The sequence below is a fragment of the Massilia sp. BGA-UO-ETr-WB1 genome (assembly GCF_059567845.1).
Map to the genome: position 1 here is coordinate 886,176 of NZ_JCAQOT010000025.1, position 21,525 is coordinate 907,700.

General features: G+C 67.4%; 19 protein-coding genes, 1 tRNA gene and 1 pseudogene. 18 read left to right on the plus strand and 3 right to left on the minus strand.

The features are described 5' to 3' along the window. Positions 1-161: 161 nt before the first annotated feature. Entirely contained in the window at positions 162-4,097 is a 3,936-nt protein-coding gene (locus tag AC56DV_RS22245; RefSeq protein ID WP_496316390.1) for a beta-galactosidase, read from the plus strand. Here AC56DV_RS22245 and AC56DV_RS22250 read toward each other — a convergent pair. Next, on the minus strand, positions 4,066-4,848 hold the full coding sequence (locus AC56DV_RS22250) for an IclR family transcriptional regulator domain-containing protein (RefSeq protein WP_496316391.1): 783 nt from the start codon (positions 4,846-4,848) through the stop codon (positions 4,066-4,068). The genes AC56DV_RS22245 and AC56DV_RS22250 overlap by 32 nt on opposite strands. Positions 4,849-4,966: 118 nt before the next feature. On the opposite strand from AC56DV_RS22250, the gene AC56DV_RS22255 reads away from it, so the two are divergent. From AC56DV_RS22255 to AC56DV_RS22310, 12 genes and pseudogenes are all read left to right on the plus strand, one after another. Further along, complete coding sequence (locus tag AC56DV_RS22255; protein WP_496316392.1) at positions 4,967-5,851, plus strand: 4-hydroxyphenylpyruvate dioxygenase; 885 nt, start codon at positions 4,967-4,969, stop codon at positions 5,849-5,851. Further along, positions 5,844-6,692: a shikimate dehydrogenase family protein gene (locus tag AC56DV_RS22260; protein ID WP_496316393.1), complete on the plus strand. Its 849-nt coding sequence runs from the start codon at positions 5,844-5,846 to the stop codon at positions 6,690-6,692. Before AC56DV_RS22255 ends, AC56DV_RS22260 begins: the two co-directional genes overlap by 8 nt. Further along, positions 6,689-7,576: a sugar phosphate isomerase/epimerase family protein gene (locus AC56DV_RS22265; protein WP_496316394.1), complete on the plus strand. Its 888-nt coding sequence runs from the start codon at positions 6,689-6,691 to the stop codon at positions 7,574-7,576. The genes AC56DV_RS22260 and AC56DV_RS22265 overlap by 4 nt, the downstream gene beginning before the upstream one ends. Positions 7,577-7,585: 9 nt before the next feature. Then, positions 7,586-8,038, plus strand: a complete 453-nt coding sequence (gene aroQ, locus AC56DV_RS22270; protein ID WP_496316395.1) for a type II 3-dehydroquinate dehydratase — start codon at positions 7,586-7,588, stop codon at positions 8,036-8,038. Between the two features lie 50 nt (positions 8,039-8,088). After that, complete coding sequence (locus AC56DV_RS22275) at positions 8,089-9,210, plus strand: porin (RefSeq protein WP_496316396.1); 1,122 nt, start codon at positions 8,089-8,091, stop codon at positions 9,208-9,210. Positions 9,211-9,247: 37 nt separating this feature from the next. Then, complete coding sequence (locus AC56DV_RS22280) at positions 9,248-10,630, plus strand: MFS transporter (protein ID WP_496316397.1); 1,383 nt, start codon at positions 9,248-9,250, stop codon at positions 10,628-10,630. A 181-nt stretch (positions 10,631-10,811) separates the two neighbouring features. Beyond that, positions 10,812-10,904 (plus strand) — tRNA-Ser (locus AC56DV_RS22285). 367 nt (positions 10,905-11,271) lie between these two features. Next, positions 11,272-13,110 (plus strand): annotated as a pseudogene (locus AC56DV_RS22290) (AAA family ATPase); the annotation flags it as partial. Between the two features lie 115 nt (positions 13,111-13,225). Then, positions 13,226-15,337, plus strand: coding sequence for a TonB-dependent receptor (locus tag AC56DV_RS22295; protein WP_496316440.1), 2,112 nt, complete (start codon positions 13,226-13,228; stop codon positions 15,335-15,337). 7 nt (positions 15,338-15,344) lie between these two features. After that, positions 15,345-15,623, plus strand: a complete 279-nt coding sequence (locus AC56DV_RS22300) for an iron uptake protein (protein WP_496316398.1) — start codon at positions 15,345-15,347, stop codon at positions 15,621-15,623. A gap of 10 nt (positions 15,624-15,633) precedes the next feature. Then, complete coding sequence (locus AC56DV_RS22305) at positions 15,634-17,223, plus strand: PepSY-associated TM helix domain-containing protein (RefSeq protein WP_496316399.1); 1,590 nt, start codon at positions 15,634-15,636, stop codon at positions 17,221-17,223. Beyond that, positions 17,220-17,528 carry a DUF3325 domain-containing protein gene (locus tag AC56DV_RS22310; RefSeq protein ID WP_496316400.1) on the plus strand — a complete coding sequence of 103 codons (309 nt, stop codon included), beginning with the start codon at positions 17,220-17,222 and terminating at the stop codon, positions 17,526-17,528. The genes AC56DV_RS22305 and AC56DV_RS22310 overlap by 4 nt, the downstream gene beginning before the upstream one ends. Positions 17,529-17,551: 23 nt before the next feature. On the opposite strand, the gene AC56DV_RS22315 is transcribed toward AC56DV_RS22310, so the two are convergent. Next, a complete protein-coding gene (locus AC56DV_RS22315; RefSeq protein WP_496316401.1) occupies positions 17,552-18,094 on the minus strand; it encodes an RBBP9/YdeN family alpha/beta hydrolase in 543 nt (180 codons plus the stop codon). A 123-nt stretch (positions 18,095-18,217) separates the two neighbouring features. On the opposite strand from AC56DV_RS22315, the gene AC56DV_RS22320 reads away from it, so the two are divergent. The 5 genes from AC56DV_RS22320 to AC56DV_RS22340 all read left to right on the plus strand — a co-directional run bounded on the left by AC56DV_RS22320 (position 18,218) and on the right by AC56DV_RS22340 (position 21,182). After that, positions 18,218-18,676, plus strand: coding sequence for an Lrp/AsnC family transcriptional regulator (locus AC56DV_RS22320; RefSeq protein ID WP_496316402.1), 459 nt, complete (start codon positions 18,218-18,220; stop codon positions 18,674-18,676). A 125-nt stretch (positions 18,677-18,801) separates the two neighbouring features. Further along, positions 18,802-19,926, plus strand: a complete 1,125-nt coding sequence (locus AC56DV_RS22325; RefSeq protein ID WP_496316403.1) for an acyltransferase family protein — start codon at positions 18,802-18,804, stop codon at positions 19,924-19,926. Positions 19,927-19,995: 69 nt separating this feature from the next. Continuing rightward, positions 19,996-20,442: an acyl-CoA thioesterase gene (locus tag AC56DV_RS22330; protein ID WP_496316404.1), complete on the plus strand. Its 447-nt coding sequence runs from the start codon at positions 19,996-19,998 to the stop codon at positions 20,440-20,442. Positions 20,443-20,523: 81 nt separating this feature from the next. Next, positions 20,524-20,790 carry a formylglycine-generating enzyme family protein gene (locus AC56DV_RS22335; protein WP_496316405.1) on the plus strand — a complete coding sequence of 89 codons (267 nt, stop codon included), beginning with the start codon at positions 20,524-20,526 and terminating at the stop codon, positions 20,788-20,790. Positions 20,791-20,840: 50 nt separating this feature from the next. Continuing rightward, positions 20,841-21,182: a YciI family protein gene (locus AC56DV_RS22340; RefSeq protein WP_496316406.1), complete on the plus strand. Its 342-nt coding sequence runs from the start codon at positions 20,841-20,843 to the stop codon at positions 21,180-21,182. 30 nt (positions 21,183-21,212) lie between these two features. On the opposite strand, the gene AC56DV_RS22345 is transcribed toward AC56DV_RS22340, so the two are convergent. Then, positions 21,213-21,458 carry a hypothetical protein gene (locus AC56DV_RS22345; protein ID WP_496316407.1) on the minus strand — a complete coding sequence of 82 codons (246 nt, stop codon included), beginning with the start codon at positions 21,456-21,458 and terminating at the stop codon, positions 21,213-21,215. Positions 21,459-21,525 lie beyond the last annotated feature (67 nt).

A 21,525-nucleotide genomic window follows, 5' to 3' on the forward strand; every position in this document is an offset into this window, starting at 1 on the left:
ATAGCAGATAAAACTTCGCATAGTGTTACACGCCGGTGGCTCGACAGCCAGCACCAGCGCCTGCTGCGTTTTGCAAACAATCACCTTTTTGACGAATCCCGCGCGGCGGCTCGCATTAGGATGGCGGGCGAACATTCCGATAATAAGCGTAGGAGTAGACCTTGGTCCAGACGAATAATGCCCACCGCCGTGCCGCCCGGTCGCGTGCCCCATACCTCGGCAAGCTTGCCGCCGCCGTCGCCGTTGCCTGTGGCACGCTGGCCGGCGCGGCCCTGGCGCAGGAACTGGGCATCCCCCAGGCGTCCGACAGCGCGCGGCAGGCCGCCCAGGCCAAGGCAGGTTCGAGCCAGCCCGCGAACCTATCCACGCCGGTGTACCTGATGTCCAGCTTCACGGCCAGCGCGCCGAATGCGCTCAGCCTGTTCACCTCCGCCGACGGCGCCACCTTCACCACGCTCGCCTCAGAAACCTATACCGCGCCTCAGCCCTTGCTGCGCGACCCGTCCATCATCCGCCACAGCGACGGCTATTACTACGTGGTCCACACCAGCAGCGCGAACGGCGCGCGCTTCGGCGTCACCCGCTCGAAGGACCTGAAGACCTGGCAGCCCCTGCCTGAAGCGGCCATCAGCCTGCCCGGCGTGGCCGCCACCCGCGCGCCCGAATGGCTGCGCGGCCAGGACGGCAGCCTGAAGGTGGTGGTGTCACTGTCGCAGGACGGCGCCAAATTCGCCCCGCACATCCTGGAACCGAACGCCGACTTCAGCCAGTGGTCCGCGCCCAGGCCGCTGGCCGGCCTGCAAGGCTATCTCGACACCTTCGTGCTGGCGGCGGGCAAAGGCTACGCCGCCTTCGTCAAAAACCAGCAAACCGGCTACATCGAACTGGCCACCGCGGCAGAGCTGTCCGGCCCCTGGACGGTGGAGCGGAAGGGCGACTGGGCCGGCTGGGGCGCGGGCGGCGAAGGCCCGGCGCTGGTCAAACTGCCCGGCGGCGGCTGGCGCATCTACTTCGACGAGCAGGGCAAGCGCGCCTGGTACTCGGACGGCGACAGCACTTTCAGCCAGTGGACGCCGAAGAAGGAAGTCGGCGGCGTCTCCAGCGTGGCGCGCCACTTCACCGTGCTGGCCGAGGACCCGCAAGCCTACGCCCAGGCCACCAGGCCCAAGGGCCAGCCGAAAAATATCGCCTGGGACGAACACTCGCTGACGGTGGACGGCAAGCGCGTGGTGGTCTGGTCCGGCGAAGTGCATCCCTTCCGCCTGCCCAATCCATCGCTGTGGCGCGACGTGATCCAGAAGATGAAAGCGACCGGCTTCAACGGCGTGGCCTTCTACTTCGATTGGGGCTACCACTCGTCCGCGCCGGGCGTGTACGACTTCTCCGGCGTGCGCAACGTGGAGCGCGCGCTGCAGATCGTCGAGGAAGAGGGCATGTACATCATCGCCCGCACCGGCCCCTACGTGAACGCCGAACTGACCGGCGGCGGCTACCCCGGCTGGATGTTCCGCAACCGCGCCGAAGCCCGCACCGACGACCCGGTCTACACCGCCGCCACCGACGAATGGATGACGCAGATTAACGCCATCATCGCCCGCCACCAGGCCACCACCGGCGGCGGCAACGTCATCGCCTACCAGCTGGAAAACGAACTGGGCAAGGTCGAGCCCAAGCACGTGCGGCATATGGAGCACCTGGCCGCCAAGGCGCGCGCCGACGGCATCACCGTGCCGTTCTTCCACAACGCGGCCGGCCGCCTGCCGGACTGGGCGCCGAAAGGTTCCAGCGCGCCGTGGGCCAACTCCGGCCCCACCGACATGTACGCCTTCGACGGCTACCCCGGCGGCACCTGCAACGTGTTCGCCGACCCGTCCGGCCCCAACAAGGCGCCCGACTGGGGCATGCACGGCAAGCCCGGCCCGAAATCCGGCGCGCTCACGTCGCCGAAGACGCCCGGCTTCGCGGCCGAACTGGGCGGCGGCTGGTTCGACTACTGGGGCTCGAACGGCACCTACGACTGCACCGCGCAGCGCCAGGGCAAGGGCTACCAGCGCGTGTTCTACGGCACCAACCTGATCAACCGCATCACCATCCACAACATCTACATGACCTTTGGCGGCACCTCGTGGGGCTGGCTGGCCGGGCCGGTGGTGTACACCTCCTACGACTACGGCGCCGCCATCTCCGAAGACCGCGGCCTGCGCGAAAAAGCCTATGCGCTCAAGCAGCAGGGCATGTTCGTGCAGGCGGCCGAGCAGGCGCTGGCCGAGATGGACAAAGGGCCGGAGCTCAAGCCCAGCAACGGCAAGATCAAGGTCTATCACAACATCAACCCCAAGTCCGGCACCCACATCCTGTTCGCCGTGCACAACCCGTCCGATGCGCTGACGGATGACCGCGCCACCTTCGCGCTGGCCACCAGGGACGGCAGCTACCAGGTGCCGGTGCGCGTCAACGGCCAGGACGGCAAGCTGCTGCTGGCCTCCTACGCCATGGAACGCCAGCACCTGGTGTATTCGAACTCGGAAATCCAGACCCACTTCCGCAACGGCGAGCGCGACATCGTGCTGCTGCACGGGCGCGACAAGGAAGAGGGCGAAACCGTGCTGCGCTATGCGTCCGCGCCCAAGGTCGAAGTCCTGTCCGGCTCGGTTGCATCGGCCTTCGACGCCGCCAGGGGCGACCTCAAGCTGAGCTACGTGCACGACGGCCTGGCGCGTGTGCGCATCAGCGGCGGCGGCCGCGCGCCCATGCTGCTGTTGCTGGCCGACGAGAAAACCAGCTTCAACATGTGGCGCCAGGACACGGCAAATGGCGCGATGCTGGAACTGACCCCGGCGCTGGTGCGCTCGGCCAGATTCGACGGCGGCAAGCTGGCGCTCACCGGCGACACCAGCCGGGACGCGGCGCTGGAAATCTGGGGCCCGCCAGCGGCGGCCGTCACCTTCAACGGCGAAGCGCTGACGCTGACCGCGCAGCCGGACGGCAGCGTCAAGACCGGCACCGTCAAGGGGCCGGCCAGCATCGCCTTGCCGGACCTGGCCAAGCAGCCATGGACGCGCCGCATGGACAGCCCCGAAGCGCAGCCCGGCTTCGACGACAGCCAGTGGATCAAGGCCGACAGCCGCGCCTCCGCCGCGCAAACCTGGACTATGCCGGAACGCGGCCAGCCCACCTTGAGCATGAGCGACTACGGCTTCCACCACGGCGACGTGTGGTACCGCGGCCGCGTCAAGATCAGCGACCCGAAGACCAATCAGCTGGAGCTGTTCTACGGCGGCGGCGGGGCCGGCATGATCCAGGCCTGGGTGGATGGAAAATTCCTCGGCCAGGATGAAATGGACACCGGCCGCTCCTTCCCCGAAACCACCGACAGCGTGAAATTCTCCCTCGGCAGCCTGAAGGCGGGCGAGCACGTCATCTCCGTCATGGTGCGCAACAACTCGCACAACTGGAACCTGATGGCGGACGACTACCACCGCGAAGCGCGCGGCCTGATCTCGGCCTCGCTCACCTCGCGCGGCGGCAACCGCTTTGCCGTGCCGATCGAATGGCGCATCCAGGGCAACCAGGGCGGCGAAGCGATCGCCGACGTGGTGCGCGGCCCGCTGAACAACGGCGGCCTGTACGGCGAACGCCAGGGCTGGCACCTGCCCGGCAAGCAGGAGGGCAAGCAGGAAGGCTGGCAAACCGCCAAGCCCACCGACGCGCCGCCGGCCGCCGGCACCTACTGGCTGCGCACCGGCTTCGCGCTGGACCTGCCCAAGGGCCACGACGTGCAACTGGGCCTGGCCTTCGGCGACACCGGCAAGCCGCGCTCGGAGCGCAGCAACCGCGCGCTGATCTTCGTCAACGGCTGGAACATGGGGCAGTTCGCGGCCAACGTCGGCCCGCAGCGCACCTTCGTCATCCCGCCCGGCATCCTGAATCCGAACGGCCACAACACCATCGCGCTGGCGGTCACCACGGACGGCAAGGCAGGTAACGCGCTGGAGCCGGTCAAGCTGGTCAACCTGCGCACCGCGCGCGGCGGCGTGCCGCTGGATATCATGGCCGGCGGCGAGGTCAAACCCACAGCATCAGCGTATTCGCAGTAGCCTGCAGCGCCGGCACGCACTTCGCGCTGGCCTCGGCGCGCGAAGAGCTGGCCGTCATCATCGACACGCTCAGCGCGCCGATCAGGTTTCCGCGCCGGCTCTTCACCGGCACGGAAATCCCCCGGAAGCCGATCTCGTACTGGTTCTCCGTGAGCGCAAAGCCGGACTCGCGGATCGCCAGCAGCTCCTGGAACAGCTGCTGCTTGTCCGTCACGGTCAGGTGGGTATAGGCCACCAGCTGCACCCGCTCCAGGTAGGCGTGCAGCGCCTCGTCCGGCATGGCCGACAGCAGCACCCGTCCCGCCGTTGAAGCATAAGCCGGCAGCCGCGTGCCCGGCTCGAAGCCGGTGGTGAGCTGGCGCGGCGCGTTCACGCGGCTCACGTAGACCACATCGTCCCCCTCCAGCACCGAGTAATTGGTCGACTCCTGCAAGTCCGCCGTCAGCTTCTGCAGGTACGGCACGATGGCGCGCGGCAGCCGCGCAGAATCCAGGTAGGAGCGCCCCAGCGTCAGCACCTTGGCCGTGAGCCAGAACACCCGGCCGTCGGTGGCCGCCATGCCCGTGTGCACCAGGGTCAGCAGGTAGCGCCGCGCGGCGCTGCGGCTGATGCCCACCTTCTCGGCCAGCTCGGTCGCGGTCAGGCGCGCCGTATCGTCGTTAAAGGCGGTGATCACGTTGATTCCCGTTACCAGGCCGTCAATCAAATCCCGTTCGGCAACCTTTACATCCAGCAACTGCGGCTTTTTCATGTTTTGTGCGCTAATCGCGCAAGTGGGGCGATTGGCGCAGTATAGCCGGTTTTGACGGCTATTTTTGCATCCGTGCGCTTCCTATACTTGCCTCCACAAGTGAACGCAGGAGACCACCATGATCGTCAAAGAGCAGTTGCCGGAACCGCATAACCCGCTCGGCATCGCCGGCATAGAATTCATCGAATACGCCACCTCGCAGCCGCTGGCGCTGGGCGCGCTGCTGGAGCAGATGGGCTTTTCCGCCACCGCGCGGCACCGCTCGCGCGAAGTGACGCTGTACCGCCAGGGCGGCATGAACGTGATCGTGAACGCCGATCCGCGCGCGCTGCCGCAGGGCGAGGAAGCGGTGCAGTCCACCGTCATCAGCGCCATCGCGCTGCGGGTGCGCGACGCGGACGCCGCCTACCGCCACGCCATCGCCATGGGCGCCTGGGCCATCCAGACCCGCGCCGGCGCCATGGAACTGAACATCCCCGGCGTGCACGGCGCGGGCGACTCCATCCTCTACTTCGTGGACCGCTATACCGACTTCTCCATCTACGACGTGGACTTCAAGCCCATCGTCCACGCGCCGGCGCAGCCGCCGGCCATCGCCGGCCTGCATTTCTTCGGCGTGGTGCAAGCCATCGGCCAGGGCCGCAGCGCGGAGTGGGTGGACTTCTACCAGCAGCTGATGGACTTCCGTCCGCTGCCCGAAGGCCGCTATTTCGGCGTGGTGCAGAAGGGCACGCTGCTGGAAAGCCCGTGCCACAGCTTCTACCTGCAGCTGGTGGAACCGCCGGGCGGCGCCGGCGGCCTGCAATGGGAAGAGCAGTTGATCCGCGTCGGCATGGGCGCGCCGGACGTGCTGGGCGCCGTGCGCGAACTGCAGCAGCGCGGCATCGTCTTCGTCGACCGCGCGCCGGCCGGGCCGAGCGAGAAGGGCGCCATCACGCAGCTGTACCGGGGCGGCGTGAGCTTCGAACTGGTGGCCAGCCGCGACGGAGGCCGGCATGCTTGAGATTACCGGCGCCACGCGCATCTTCCCCGTGATCGGCTGGCCGGTCGAGCAGGTCAAAGCGCCCACGCTGTTCAACGCCTACTTCCAGCGTCATGGCATCGACGCCCGCGTGGTGCCGCTGAAAGTGCCGCCGGAGCGCTACATCGCCGCCGTGCGCCTGCTGATGGGCATTGAGAACGTGGGCGGCATCTTCGTCTCCATCCCGCACAAGCCCATGAGCGTGGACGCGGTGGACGCGGCCAGCAGCCGCGCCCAACTGGCCGGCTCCTGCAACGCCATCTACAAGGGCGCCGACGGCCGCACCATCCTGGGCGACCTGATAGACGGCGAAGGCTTCGTGCGCGCTTTCGACCGCACCCTGGCCGGGGCCCCGTTCGACTGGGCCGGATCGCGCGCCCTGGTGGTGGGCAGCGGCGGCGTGGGCTGCGCGGTGGCCGAAGCGCTGGCCGTGCGCGGCATGGGCGAAGTGGCCATCTTCGACACGCGCGGCGAGCAGGCCGCCGCGCTGCGCGCCCGCCTGCAGCAGGCCTTCCCTGCCTGCCGCGTGGCGGCGGGCCAGCCGCAGGCGGAAGGCTACGACGTGGTGGTCAATTGCACGCCGTTGGGCATGCATGCGGACGACCCCATGCCGATCGACCTGCGCGGCGTGTCGCCGTCCTGCGTGGTGGCCGACTGCGGCATGAAGATTGAGATGAGCAAGCTGCTGGTGGAGGCGCAGGCGCGCGGCTGCCGCATCCAGAAGGGCAAGGAGATGCTGATCGAACAGGCGCCGCTGTACCTGGCGCTGTTCGGCTGGCCCGGCGTGAACTCGGACGCATTCCGCGAACTGGAGGCATTATGAACCTGGCCAATTTCGGCATGGATAGCATCACGCTGGCCGGCCCGCTCGAAGCCAAGCTGCGCGCCTCGAAGGCGGCCGGCTTCTCGCAGCTGATGCTGTGGGCGAAGGACCTGGCCGGCCACCCCGGCGGGCTGGACGAAGCGGTGCGCGTGGTGCGCGCCAGCGGCGTGCGCGTGACCGGCATCCAGGTGATGCGCGACTACGAAGGCCTGGACGGAGCGCTGCACGACTACAAGCTCGATATCGCCAAACAGATGCTGCTGGTATGCCGGGCCGTGGGGGCGCCGCTGCTGATGGTGTGCTCCAGCACCTCCATCCACGCCAGCGGCGACATGGCCGGGATTGCGCGCGACCTGGCCAAGCTGGCCACGCTGGCGGTGCCGCTGGGCGTGCGGGTGGGCTACGAGGCGCTGTCCTGGGGCCGCCACGTGAACCAGTACCAGCAGTCGTGGGAAGCGGTGGAGCGCGCCGGCCACGCCAACCTGGGCGTGGTGCTGGACTCCTTCCACATGCTGGCCAACGGCGCCGACTGCACGGAGCTGGACGACATCCCCGCGCACAAGATCGCGCTGGTGCAGTTGTCCGACTACATGTGGCGCGAGCTGCGCAGCGCCGAGGAGCGGCTGGAAACGGCGCGCCACCTGCGCGTGTTCCCGGGCGAAGGCAGCCACGCCAGGGAACTGGCGGCCATGCTGCGCCAGCTGGACCGCAACGGCTACCGGGGCGACTACAGCTTTGAAGTCTTCAACGACGACTACCTGCAGTTCCCGCCGGACGTGGTGGCGCAGCGCGCCTACCGCTCCGCCAAGTGGGTGACCGACCAGGTGCTGCGCCGCAGCCTGGCGGTGCTGCAGGCAACCGCCGGCCACCCGGCCATGGCCTGAGGAGCAGCCATGGCGCGACCAACCATCCTGGTGCTGAACGGCCCCAACCTGAACTTGCTGGGCAGCCGCGAGCCCGGCGTGTACGGCGCCCACACGCTGGCCGACGTGGAACGCCTGTGCCGCGCGGCCTGCGAGGCGCACGGCTGCACGCTGGACTTCCGCCAGTCCAACCACGAGGGCGTGCTGATCGACGCCATCCATGAAGCGGGCGCCGCGCAGGCGGCGGGCACGCTGGCCGGCGCGGTGATCAACGCCGGCGCCTACACCCACACCTCGGCGGCGCTGCACGACGCCATCAAGGGCGCGCAGCTGCGCGTGGTGGAGCTGCACATCTCGAACGTGCATGCGCGGGAAGCATTCCGCCATCACTCGTATATCTCGCCGGTGGCGGCCGGCGTGCTGTACGGCTTCGGCGTGGCCGGCTACGGCCTGGCCATCGCGGGCCTGGCCCAGCTTTCGTAGCACGTATTTCGTAGCACGTATCCAAACCTATAACCATAAAACGAGACAATATGAGACACACGATTACAGCAGCCTGCCTGCTGGCGGGGACGGCTGTCCCTGCGCTGGCGCAAAGCGGCGTCACCCTGTACGGCACGCTGGACCAATACATCGGCTACATCCGCAGCAGCAGCGGCGCCCACATCACGGGCCTGAACGACGGCGCCATCCTGCGCAGCCGCCTCGGCGTCAAGGGCGGCGAAGACCTCGGCGGCGGCTACCGCGTGAACTACACGCTGGAGCAGGGCATCGGCGCCGACAGCGGCGCGGCGGCCGACAGCAGCCGCCTGTTCGACCGCCAGGCCTGGGTCGGCATCGCCACCCCGGCGGGCGAATTCCGCGCCGGGCGGCAGAACACCCAGGCCTTCTACATCGGCGGCGCCATCGACTACACCGAGCGCACCACCTTCGGCTCCATCTTCAACACCTTCGGCGTGCCCTCGCGCTACGACAACGACCTGTCCTACAAATCGCCGCGCATGGCCGGCCTGCAGCTGGACCTGCACTACGCGCTGCCCGAGAACGCCGCCGGCGCCAACAGCAAGGGCGTATGGCAGCTGGCGCTGGACTATCAGAACGGCCCCTGGCGCACCGGCTACGCCGGCGTGCTGGCCAGTCCGAACCGCGCCACCGCCACCGTGCAGGAGCGCATCGAGTACCACAACCTCTACCTGAATTACCAGTACGGGGCAGGGAAGATCTACCTGGCGGCGGCGCGCAGCAACAACAACACCGCCAACGGCAGCGGCCGCAACACCGGCGCGATTTTGAGCCTGGTGGGCAGCCCGAACAACGCCTTCGCCGGCACCGACGCCAACGCGCGGCGCTACTACAACCTGTGGGAGCTGTCGGCCGACTACCGCATCAGTCCCGCGCTGCGGGTGGGCGCCATGCTGGGCGGCGCGCACGACACCAGCGGCGGCGGGGCCGGCGCGCGCTCGGCCAACGTGGGCGGCTACTACGACCTGTCGCGCCGCACGCTGCTGTACGGCTTCGCCACCGTGATGAAGAACGACCCCAGCGCCGGCTTCCGCTTCAGCAGCTCGGCCGCGCCGTCCGCCAACCTGGCCAACGGCGACGTCAACGGCAGGCGCCTGACCGGGCTGCAGCTGGGCATCCTGCACCGCTTCTGATCCCGCACCAGACTACACTATCAAATTGGAGGAAGACATGAACACAGCAATCGCAGCGCAAGCAACGCCCGCAGAGGCGGAGCGCAAGACCCCGGCCGGACCGCATGACGCAGAGTCGATGGCCGCAACGCCGGCCGCCCCGAAGCGCTCGCCGCGCAAGGCCGCCTTCGCCAGCTGGATCGGCAGCGCCGTCGAATACTACGACTTCTTCATCTACGGCACGGCGGCGGCGCTGGTGTTCGGCAAAATCTTCTTCCCCGCCTTCAATCCCGTGGCGGCGACGGTGGCGGCCTTCGCCACCTTCGGCGTGGCCTACATCACGCGGCCGCTGGGCGCCATCGTGCTGGGCCACATCGGCGACAAATACGGCCGCAAGAAAGTGCTCACCTTCACGCTGCTGCTGATGGGCGTCTCCACCTTCGCGGTGGGCCTGCTGCCCACCTACAGCCAGATCGGCATGGCCGCGCCGGTGATGCTGGTGATATTGCGCATGCTGCAAGGCGTGTCGGCGGCCGGCGAGCAGGCCGGCGCCAACTCCATGACGCTGGAACACGCGCCGCCGCACCGGCGCGCCTTCTTCACCAGCTTCACCCTGAGCGGCACGCAGGCCGGCCTGATCCTGGCCACGCTGGTATTCCTGCCGATTTCCGCGCTGCCGGAAGAAGACATGCTGTCCTGGGGCTGGCGCATTCCCTTCCTGCTGAGCGCCGTGGTGGTGGCGGTGGGCTTCTGGGTGCGCCGCACCCTGCCTGAAACGCCCGCCTTCAAGGAAGAGGCGGCCGCGCCGGGCAAAGCCGCGCGCATGCCCATCGTGGAGCTGTTCAGCACCCACAAGGCCAACCTGGCGCGGGTGGTCTTCGCCGCGCTGGTGTCCGTCGTCAGCACCATCTTCAGCGTGTTCACGCTGTCGTACGCGGTCAACACCATGCACATCCCGCGCGCCACCATGCTCACCGTGCTGATCCTGGCCAACCTGATCGCGCTCGGCGCCATCCCGCTGTTCGCCGCGCTGGCCGACCGCATCGGGCGCAAGCCGGTGTTCATCTTCGGCGCGCTCGGCTCCGCGGTGCTGATGTGGCCCTACCTGTGGGCCATCGCCACCGCCAACGTGCCGCTGATTTTCGCCTTCGGCCTGCTGCTCTCCGGCGTGGTGTACTCGGCCGCCAACGGCGTCTGGCCGGCCATGTACGGCGAAATGTTCGACACCCGGGTGCGCCTGTCCGGCATGGCCATCGGCACGCAGATCGGCTTCGCGCTGGGCGGCTTCGCCCCCACCATCAGCGCCGCCATCCTGGGGCAGGGCGAGATGGGCTGGCTGCCGGTGGCGGTGTTCGTCAGCATCACCAGTGCGATCTCGGCGGTCTCGGTCGCCACGGCCAAGGAGACCTACCGGACCCCGATGCACGAGCTGGGCGCGTAGGCGAACAGTACGGCGTTGTTTTCGCGGCGAGTTGAGCGTACCGTACGGCGGCGCCAAGCAAACGCGCAAGCACTAAAGGCGAGTACGATCCCTTGACCAATCGGGAAGGTGCCATTACTATAGCGCTCGTCCTCACCGGTACGGCAACGTAACGGAGAGGCAATAGTTGAGTAATCAGCTAGGAGACGTGGCCGAGTGGCCGAAGGCACATCCCTGCTAAGGATGCATACGGCTTATACCTGTATCGTGGGTTCGAATCCCACCGTCTCCGCCAGAACAAATAAAAACGGGCTCCCCTGCGGGAGCCCTTTTTTATTTGTTCGGACGGAGCCGGTGGGATTCGAAGGGTTTGCGCGTGCCGCGCAAACCCTCTCCGAATCGCCCATCTGCTGCGCGCTATGCGCGCAGCCCCGCGCGCCGTGGGCGCGCGACGCTCGCGTCATCTACTGCGGATCCGCTGCGGCTGCTAAAATACCTGCAACCAACCCGCCAATCCGTTGCCTAACGCAGATGAAGCGCGACGACCGCCCCAAACCGCCAGCGAAGTCCGCCGGCACCCCCGCCCCCCAGGTCGAGCTCCCGCCCAGCAAGACCTGGATGCTATTCGCCATCGTCCTGTTCATCAACTACCTCATCATGAAATGGTACTTCCCCGGCACCGACGCGCCGGTGAACATCCCCTACACCGTCTTCAAACAAGAAGTCGCCAAAGGCAACGTCACCGCCATCTACAGCAAAGACGTCAGCATCGAAGGCAGCTTCGCCGCGCCGGTCGCCTGGCCCAGGGGCGGCAGCGCCCAGGCCGAGTCCCCCCGCCGCGCGGCCAAAACCTTCACCACCACGCTGCCAGCCTTCGTCGACCCCGGCCTCGAGCAATTCCTCATCGCCAACAAAGTCGAAATCAGCGCCGTGCCGCTGCGCAGCGACAGCGCGCTCGCCACGCTGCTGTACGGCTTCGGCCCCGCGCTGCTCATCATCGCCTTCTACGTCTGGCTCTACCGCCGTGCCGCGCAGCAGGGCGGCGGCATGGGCGCGTTGTTCGGCATCGGCCAGAGTAAGGCGCGCCGCTACGACCAGCAGCAAGGCGCCCGCACCACCTTTGACGACGTGGCCGGCATCGACGAGGCCGAAAACGAGCTGGTCGAAATCGTCGACTTCCTCAAAGACCCCGAAAAATACACCCGCCTGGGCGGCGCCGCGCCCAAGGGCGTGCTGCTGGTGGGCGCCCCCGGCACCGGCAAGACCCTGCTGGCCAAAGCCGTGGCGGGCGAGGCCGGGGTGCCGTTCTTCTCCATGAGCGCGGCCGAATTCGTGGAAATGATCGTCGGCGTGGGCGCGGCCCGCGTGCGCGACCTGTTCCGCCAGGCGCGCGAGCACCCCCCGCCATCATCTTCATCGACGAACTCGATTCCATCGGCCGCGCGCGCGGCCAGTTCGCCATCGGCGGAGCGAGCGAGCAGGAGCAGACGCTGAACCAGATCCTGACCGAGATGGACGGCTTTTCCAGCCGCGAAGGCATCATCGTGCTGGCCGCCACCAACCAGCCCGACGTGCTGGACAAGGCCCTGCTGAGGCCGGGCCGCTTCGACCGCCGCGTGGTGGTCAACCTGCCCGACAAGGCCGGGCGCGAAGCCATCCTGGCGGTGCACACGCGCAAGGTGCCGCTGGCGCCGGACGCCAGCCTGGCCGACCTGGCCGGCGCCACGCCCGGGCTGGCCGGCGCCGACCTGAAAAACCTCGTCAACGAAGCGGCGCTGCTGGCCGCGCGCCGCAACCGGAACGCGGTGCACCAGAAGGATTTCATGGACGCGCTGGAGAAAATCGTGCTGGGTCCGGAACGGCCCATCCTGCTGAGCGCGGCCGACCGCGAACGCATCGCCTACCACGAGAGCGGCCACGCCATCCTGGGCCTGCTGGTGCCCGGCTCCGACCCGGTGCACCGCGTCACCATCGTGCCGCGCGGCCAGGCCCTGGGCGTGACCTACCAGCGGCCGCAGACCGACCGCTACAACTACCCGGAAGCGTACCTGCGGGCCCGGATCATCGGCATGCTGGGCGGGCGCGTGGCCGAGACCATCGCCTACGGCAGCAAGACCACCGGCGCCGAGAACGACATCGAGCAGGCCACCGAGATCGCCAGGAATATGGTGACGCGCTGGGGCATGAGCGAGGAGCTCGGACTGGTCCAGCTGGCGCCGCGCCAGAATCCCTACCTGGGCGGCGCGGCCTACGCCGGCCCCAAGCCGTTCAGCGAGGAAACCGCGCGCCTGATCGACGTCAACGTGCAGCGCATCATCGGCGAGTGCCATGACGAGGCGTTGCAGCTGTTGAGCCGGCACCGCAAGGAGCTCGACGCGCTGGTGCACGCCTTGCTCGAGCGCGAAACCCTGGACGAACAGGACATCCTGGCGGTGACCGGCCTGCCGCCCGCGCCGGCGCTGGAAAGCCGCCGCCTTCAGGGCGGGACAGCCTGGGAAGATTGACATCTGTCGCTATCAGAATGATAATGAGAACCATTTTCATCTAGCCAGCCACGCACCTTCATCGACACCGTGCCAGCCAGCCATCGTTGCCCACACCCAGCGAGAGGTATCAGTGAAGTCGTCCAAGGTCATGCCGTTGATGGCGGCAGCAGCATTGTCGCAAGCACAAGCGCAAGCGCAGGAAGCAGTCCCCGGCGAGCCGGCCCCGCAAGCCGTCATCGTCTCCGCGTCCCGCTCCAACATGGAAGCGGCCAGGGCGCCGCAGACCATCGTCGTCATTAGGAAAGAAGAAATCGAACGGCAACTGGCGCTGTCGACCAACTCGTCGGATGTGCTGAGCAGCGTGCTGCCGTCCTACACACCGAGCCGCGGCAAGATGAACGGCTCAGGCGAAACCCTGCGCGGGCGCACGCCGCTGATCCTGATCGACGGCGTGCCGCAATCGAACCCCGTGCGGCCCACCGGCCGCGAGGCGCACACCATCGATTTCTCCATGGTCGAGCGGATTGAAGTCATCCACGGACCGAACGCCGTCAACGGCCTGGGCGCCACCGGCGGCACCATCAACATCATCACGCGGCGGCCGGAGAAGGGCAGCTTCAACCAGCACATCGACGTGCAGGCCACCACCCCGACGTCCGGCCTCGGCTCGGACGTGATGGGCTACAAGACCAGCTACCGCGCCAGCGGCCGCACCGACAAACTCGACTACCTGTTCGCGCTCGCCTACGAAGACCAGGGCCTGCACGGCGACGGCGCGGGCCGGGCCATCGGCGTGGACGTGACGCAGGGCGACCTGATGGACTCGCGCAGCTACGACGTGATCGGCAAACTCGGCTACCAGCTCGACGACAAACAGCGCCTGCAGCTCGCCGTCAACCGCTACAAGATCAAATCGAAGGCCAGCTATGTCGGCGTGGCCGGCAACCGGCAGCTGGGCATTCCCTCCACCTCGGTCGAAGGCACGCCGCCGGGAACGCCGGCCTGGAACGACGTATGGACCTCCAGCGTCACCTACACCCACGACGACCTGGCCGGCATGGAGCTGTCCGCGCTGCTGTTCAACCAGGAATTCGTCGGCCTGTTCGGCGCCGACAACTCCGCCACCTTCCAGGACGTGGCGATCGCGCCGAGGGGCACGCTGTTCGACCAGTCGCGTTCCGTGGCGTCCAAGTTCGGCAGCAAGGTAGGCCTGAGCAAAGCGGACCTGCTGGACAAGCGCCTGAAAGTGACGGCCGGCTTCGACACCCTCACCGACGAGGGCAAGCAGGACCTGTACGGCACCGGACGGACCTTTGTGCCGGAATCGAAGTACCGCAACCTGTCGCTGTTCGCGCAGGGCGAATTCAAACTGCTCGACCAGCTCACTCTGCACGGCGGCGTGCGCAGGGAAGACGCCGACCTGAAGGTGGACAGCTACACCACGCTGGCGGCCTACCGCAGCGTGCTGGTGCAAGGCGGCGCCATCAAGTTCAAGGAAACCCTGTTCAACGCGGGCGCCGTTTATACGCCGGTGCAGGACGTAAGCCTGTTCGCCAACTACTCCGAGGGCATGGGGCTGCCGGACATCGGGCGCGCGCTGCGCTCGATCAACACGCCGGGCCAGAGCATCGGCAGCATGCGCAACCTCGAAGCTATCCTCACCGAAGGCGTGGAAGCTGGCGCGCGCGCCCGGCGCGGCGCATGGGACCTCGAGGCCAGCTACTTCCAGTCCGACTCCGACTTCGGCGCCCGCGTGGCGCCGGTCAACGGCGTATTCGTGATGTCGCGCGAAAAGACCCGCCTGCGCGGCGTGGACGCCAGCATCGGCTACCGCATCAATGCCGCGCACCGCGCCAAGCTGGCCTACGCCTACACCAGGGGCCGCTACGACAGCGACAACAACGGCAGCCTGGAAGCGAAGCTGGACGGCCTGAACGTGGCGCCGAACCGGCTGATCGCCTCCTGGACCGCAAGCTGGAACGGCAAGCTGGCGTCCTTCGTGCAGGCGCAGCACGCTTTCCAGCAGAGTTTCGACGATCCGGCCAAGGAGTTCTCCGGCTACACGCTGGTGGACGCCAGCCTGAACTACAAGCTGCCACGGGGCGAGGTGCGCCTGGGCGTGGCCAACCTGTTCGACCGCGACTACATCACGTACTACTCGCAAAGCGCGCTGGTTGAACCGAGCCGTTATTTCGCAGGACGGGGGCGCAGCGTGACGCTGGGCTACTCGCTCGGCTTCTAAGCACGCCATGAGTCAAAGACCGCGTATCGATCTGGTGCTGCGCGTGCTGGGCGCCATCGGCGGCGGCTACGCGCTGACCGCGCTGACGGTGGCCACGGCCGCTGCGGTGCTGGCGCGCCTGGGCATGGTGAGGTCGGAAGCGGTGGTGCTGGCCGCCATGCTTGGTTTCATTGGCTACCTGGTGCTGCTGCTGTGGGCCTTCAGCGTGAAAAGCACGGCGCGGCTTTGGCTGGCGCTGGTGGGCGCTGCGGCCGTGATGGCGGCTGTGCTGCAGCTCGCGCGTTAGAGGAGGGTAAGTGGAAAAGAACTTCACAAAGTCCATGGCCTGGCTGCACACCTGGGCCGGCGTGGTGATCGGCAGCCTGCTGTTCGCCATCTTCTGGATGGGGAGCCTGAGCGTGTTCGACCGCGAGATCGACCGCTGGATGATGCCGGACACGCGGCTGGCGGCGCAGCCGCACGGCGCTTACTCGCTCGACCGCATCGCAGGCCTGGCCGGTAGCGTGGTGCCGGCGAAAGCGAGCCAGTGGCGCGTGGACTTGCCGACCGAACGGGTGCCGGTGCTGCGCTTCTCCTACCGGACCGGCGCGGGCGACAGCACGGTGCGGCAGATCGACCCGGCGCGCAACGCCTTCCTGCCCGACCAGGGCACCAAGGCCGGCAGCGGCTTCATCTTCCCCTTCCATTTCAGCCTGCACCTGAAGTGGATGGACCTGGGCGAGTGGCTGGTGGGGCTGGCCGCGATGGCGATGCTGGCGCTGCTGGTTTCCGGCGTCATCATCCACAAGAAAATCTTCTCGCAGTTTTTCACCTTCCGGCCGCACAAGCGCCTGCAGCGCAGCAGCCTGGATCTGCACAACCTCACCGGCGTGATCGGGCTGCCGTTCCATTTCGTGATGACGCTCTCGGGCCTGATCATCTTCATCGGCATCTACTTCCCGCAGGCGCACTGGGGCGTCTACGGCGCCGGCAAGCAGGGCAAGGCCGCGTACACCGCCGAGGACCTGGGCCGTTACAGCCGGCCCAAGGCCAACGCGCCCGGACAGCTCGCGTCGCTGGACGCCATGGCGCTGCGCGCCGAGCGCGAGTGGGGCGGCGGGCGCCCGTATTTCGTGCGCGTGTGGCATCCGGGCGACGCCAACAGCTATGTCGAACTGCGCCGTTCCTATGCGCGCGACATCACCATGAATCTCGACCAGATCTATTTCGACGCCGCCAGCGGCGACGTGCTGCACCGCTTCGAGGCGGCGCCTGTCAGGACGGTTCAGCGCTTTATTTCGGGTATGCATTTCATCCAGTTTCAGCACTGGCCGCTGCGCTGGCTGTACTTCCTCGCCGGACTCTCCGGCTGCGTGCTGATCGCCACCGGCTTCCTGTTCTGGCTGGAAGCGCGGCGCAGCAGGCACGCGAAGCAGGGGCTGGCCGGCGTGCGCGTGGTGGAAGGTCTCGCCATCGGCAGCATTACCGGCATCGTGATCGCAACGCTGGCCTTTTTTGCGGCCAACCGGCTGCTCCCGCTGGGGGCCACTTTCGCCGGCCAGGAGCGCGCTGCGCTCGAGCAGTGGGTGTTCTACCTCGTATGGCTGGGAAGCTTCGCGCACGGCTGGTGGCGGCCCGCCGCCGCGTGGCGCGAACAGGTCCGGGCGATCTGCGCGCTGGCGCTGGCCTGCGTGCTGCTGAACGCCGCCACCACGGGGGACCATTTGCCGCATGCGCTGTGGTCTGGCAAGTGGGGCGTGGCCGGGATGGACGGCTTGCTGCTGGCGCTGGCGCTGCTTGCTGCATGGACGGCAAGGCGGCTGGCGGGCAAGATCAACGCAAACGCCAAGGCGGAGCAGGGGCCAGACGTGCAGTCCGGCGCACCTGCGATAGGGGCGCAACCATGATGGCCGCGCTGCTGTTGGCCGCAGCCTGCCTGGCGGCCTACTGCGGCTTCGCCTGCCTGGCATTGGCCATGCCGGAACACTGGGCGCGGGCCAGCGGACAGGAATGCGGCGTGTCGCCGCACCGGCGCCGCTTGCGCCCCTTCGGATTCGGCCTGCTGGCCGTCGCCTATCTGCTCTGCTTCTGGCGGGACGGCGCGGGTTTCGGCACCTTGCTGTGGGTGGTTCTTGGAGCGGCCGCCGCCATGGCGATCGCGTTCACGTTGACTTGGCGGCCAACGCTGCTGCTGCCCACGGCGCGGCGATGACGGCTGTCCGGCGCCCGTAATAACTACCTCCGCAACGATTCAAGCAAATCCCAGCCGGCTGCCCATTCCCCCAGCCCGCTGGCCGCGTTCAGATGCCCGTGGTTTCCCGCATGGTGGACCCGGCTTCCCCAGGCGTTCGCGCAACGGTCAGTGAGCCCGGCGTTCGCATACGGATCATCGCCGCTGGTGACGATGATGCTGGGGAAGGGCAAGCGGATCTCCGGCAGCGGCGCGAAACCCCGCGCCTCGGACGGGAAGGCCGGCCCGTGCGGGTCCGGCAGCGCCACCAGCAGCGCCGCGCCGGCCGCGCCGGCAGCCGGATTACCGGACCGCGCAGCCCAATGCGCCACAGCCAGGCACCCCAGGCTGTGCGCCACGATAACCGTGCGCGGACCGAGCCGCCGCACTGCGCGGTCGATCGCGTCGCTCCAGTGGCCGCATTCGGGATGATCCCAATCCTCGACCTCCAGCCTTTCAAAGCCCGGATTGCGGCGCTGCCAAAGAGTTTGCCAGTGGTTTTCACCGGAGTTGTTAATGCCGGGGACGATCAGGACGGGAGTATGCATGGCGGCCAGTGAGAGTGGTTGACGAGCTCCAGTATGCCAACTATGCTGCGGTGGCTACAGGGGAAAACCATTGAATTCATCACCATCCAGCAGGATTCCAAAGGAATTCAAGGATATTCGCAAATGAAAACAAAGCCGGCGGTGGACCGCCTCGACAGCCGCATCCTCGGGCTGCTGCAAACCAACGCGCGCATGAGCAATACCGAGATCGGCAAGCGGATCGGCCTGTCGCAGCCGGCGGTGACGGCGCGCATCCAGCGGCTGGAGGAATCCGGCGTGATAGAAGGCTACGGCGCCCGCATCGACGCGCGCCGCGCCGGCCTCGGCATCAGCGCGCTGGTCCGGCTGAAAACCACCCACAGCCGGATAGCCGACTGCCTCGCCAAATTCCAGGCCATGCCCGCCATCGTCGGCGCCGACAGGATCACCGGCGAAGACTGCTTCATCGTGCGCGTGACGGTGGCGGAAATGAGCGCGCTGGAAAGCGCCATCGACGAACTGGCCAGCCTGGGCGCGGTGACAACCTCCATCGTGCTGGCCAGCTACCCGCCCAAGCCCCTGGCCATTCCCGTGGAAGAGTAGGCGGCGGGCCGTGTGGGCGGGCTGTGGCCACTTCGGCTATCATACCGCCCGGTCCGCAATATCACCGCCAGCCTGTCTTGCGTGTAGAAGTATTGTTGGAATGTAAACGCAAGCAAGGGATGGCGATGAATGTAGCAGTACGCACGGGTCCGGCCGCAGCGGCCCCGGCACAATTTGGCCTGATTAACCTGTTGAAGGCCGGCGCCGCGCAGCTGATCGTGCTGCACCACCTGGCCTTTTACGGCCCCATGGCCGACCACGCGCGGGCTCTGATGCCCGAGCTGATCGGCTGGCTCGACGAGCACGCCCGCATCGCCGTGCAGGTGTTCCTGGTGGTGGGCGGCTTCCTGGCGGCCAAGTCCCTGTCCCCGTCCGGCCGGCCCGGCATGGCCGCGCCGCTGCATGCCGTCTGGCGCCGCTACGCCAAGCTGGCCCCGCCGTTCCTGGCCGCCGCACTGCTGGCCGCGGGCGCCAACGCGCTGGCCAGCGCCTGGATGACGCACGGCTCCATCTCCGCACCGGCCAGTCTCGGCCAACTGAGCGCGCACGCGCTGCTGCTGCACAGCGTGCTCGGTTACGAATCGCTGTCGGCCGGCGCCTGGTACGTCGCCATCGACTTCCAGCTGTACGCGGGCATGGTGCTGCTGCTTTGGCTGTCCGGCCGCCTGGGCGGCGATGGCCTGAGCACCTGGCTGATGCCGGCCGTGATGCTGGCCGCCGTCAGCAGCTCGCTGCTGTACTTCAACCTGGACAGCGACTGGGACAACTGGGCGCCGTACTTCTTCGGCAGCTACGGCCTCGGTGTGCTCGCATGGTGGGCCAGCGACGCGAAGCGCAAGCCGGGCGCGGTGGCGCTGCTGCTGGCGATGCTGGTGCTGCCGACGCTGGCCGCGCTGGTGCTGGAGTTCCGCGTCCGCATCGCCGTGGCGCTGGCGGTGGCCTGCGCGCTGTTCGCGTTCGGCCGCGCCAGGCTGGCCGCCGACGCCGGGCGCGCCTGGCAGCTGGTCAATTACCTGGCCAAGACCTCGTACGCCGTGTTCCTGATTCACTTCCCGGTCAGCCTGATCGTGAACGCAGCCTTTACGCGCTTCGTTCCGGCGGAACCGTACTGGCAGGCGGCGGGCATGGCCATCGCCTGGGGCGCCAGCCTGGTCGCCGGCGCCGCCTTCCACCGCTGGGTGGAGCTCCCGCTGGGCCGGATCGTCAAGCTGGCGGCGCAGCATGTCTACGCGCGCCCCGTGCCGGCTTAAGCGGGGCAGGGCGGGGCGATCCCGCGAATGCCCCCTATAATGGCGGCTCACAGACCACACTGAGACGCCATGCCCTGGGACTACCCGCAAGCCTACACCCTGCCGTTACAGCCGCAAGCGCAAGACATCGACGGCCTGCAGCACACCAATAACGCCGTCTACGTGCGCTGGTGCGAGGCGATAGGCTGGTCCCATTCCGAAGCGCTGGGGCTGGCGCTGGCCGACTACCACCGCCTCGACCGCGCCATGGCCATCCGCAGCGCCTCCTACGACTACCTGCAAGCCACGCGCCTCGGCGAGCCGCTCACGCTGGGCACCTGGCTCACCGCCAGCGACGGCAAAATGACCATGGAGCGGCGCTTCCAGCTGATCCGCAACAGCGACCAGGCCACCGTGCTGCGTGGCCGCTGGGAACTGATCTGCGTGGACATCAGCGCCGGCCGCGCGCGCCGCTTCCCGCCCGAGTTCAGCGCCATCTACTTGTCCGCCATGGTGGATCCAGCTGGCGCGCAGTAGTGCAGCCCGATCTCATCGCCATCCCTTCCGGCACCATCGCCATGAAGGACGACAGGACCGGCCGCCGCGTAGCCTTCGCCGGTGCGGACGGAGCGCCATCTGAAGCTGCCCAACCCATGGGGCTTGCACGATATGCTGGGCAAAGTGTGGGAATGGTGCGCCGACCCGTACGACCCCGAGGTCTATGGCGACTACCGCGTGTTTCGCGGCGGCGGCTGGGCCGACAAGGAGCGCGGCTGCCTTGCCGCCAACCGGCGCCGCAGCCATCCGACCTTTGCCATCGACGATCTTGGTTTCCGCATCGCCCGGACCCGTTGTTGTCCTGGGAATAACAATCTCGTACACTGAGTTATTCCGACCCGATTCACGACCGCTATCAATTCTCCAAAAGGAGCACCATGGCCAAGTACCTGATCTCTTTCCCAAGCGCAGCGATGGTTGTGCCTGATGATGAAATGGAAGCGGTGGGCCGCGCCGCACACGCAGTGATTGATGAGGCGAAAGCCGCCGGCGTTTACGTCTTCGCCGGCGGAATCGACGAGGGCGTACCGCCCCTACTCGTTTCTGCTGACGGCGCGGTTGCAAAGGGCGGCTACCCTTGGGCGCCCACGCTGGACGGCGGCTTCGCCGTGTTGGAACTGCCTACGCGCGACGACGCCATCGCGTGGGCGGCGCGCCTCGCCAAGGCCTGTCGCTGCGATCAAGAACTGCGTGTCTTCGGGTTCGACCCGCAGTCCTAAGAGCAGCAATCGGCCGACTGATCTTTGCCATTATGGGAAGCTCAAGTCCAGACCGATCATCCTGCCAAGAGCGAAGGTGACGACCCCCAGGCCCAGGAGCAATAGCAGGAAGGCTGCGGCCACCTTGCCGCCCGCGCGTAGCACCGCGCGCTTCTCCATCTCCTTGCCCTTCTCCTTCGTCCCTTGGTCGTAATGCCACTTGATAGCGAAGTACATGCCTATGCCGAGCACGAGAACCTTGAAAGTAACTAAGACTACGGGGATCCATTCCATCATTTTGCGTATTTCCAGGTTAATACTTGACGCTATCTATCGTGAGGAGCACTACCTCGATACTACACAA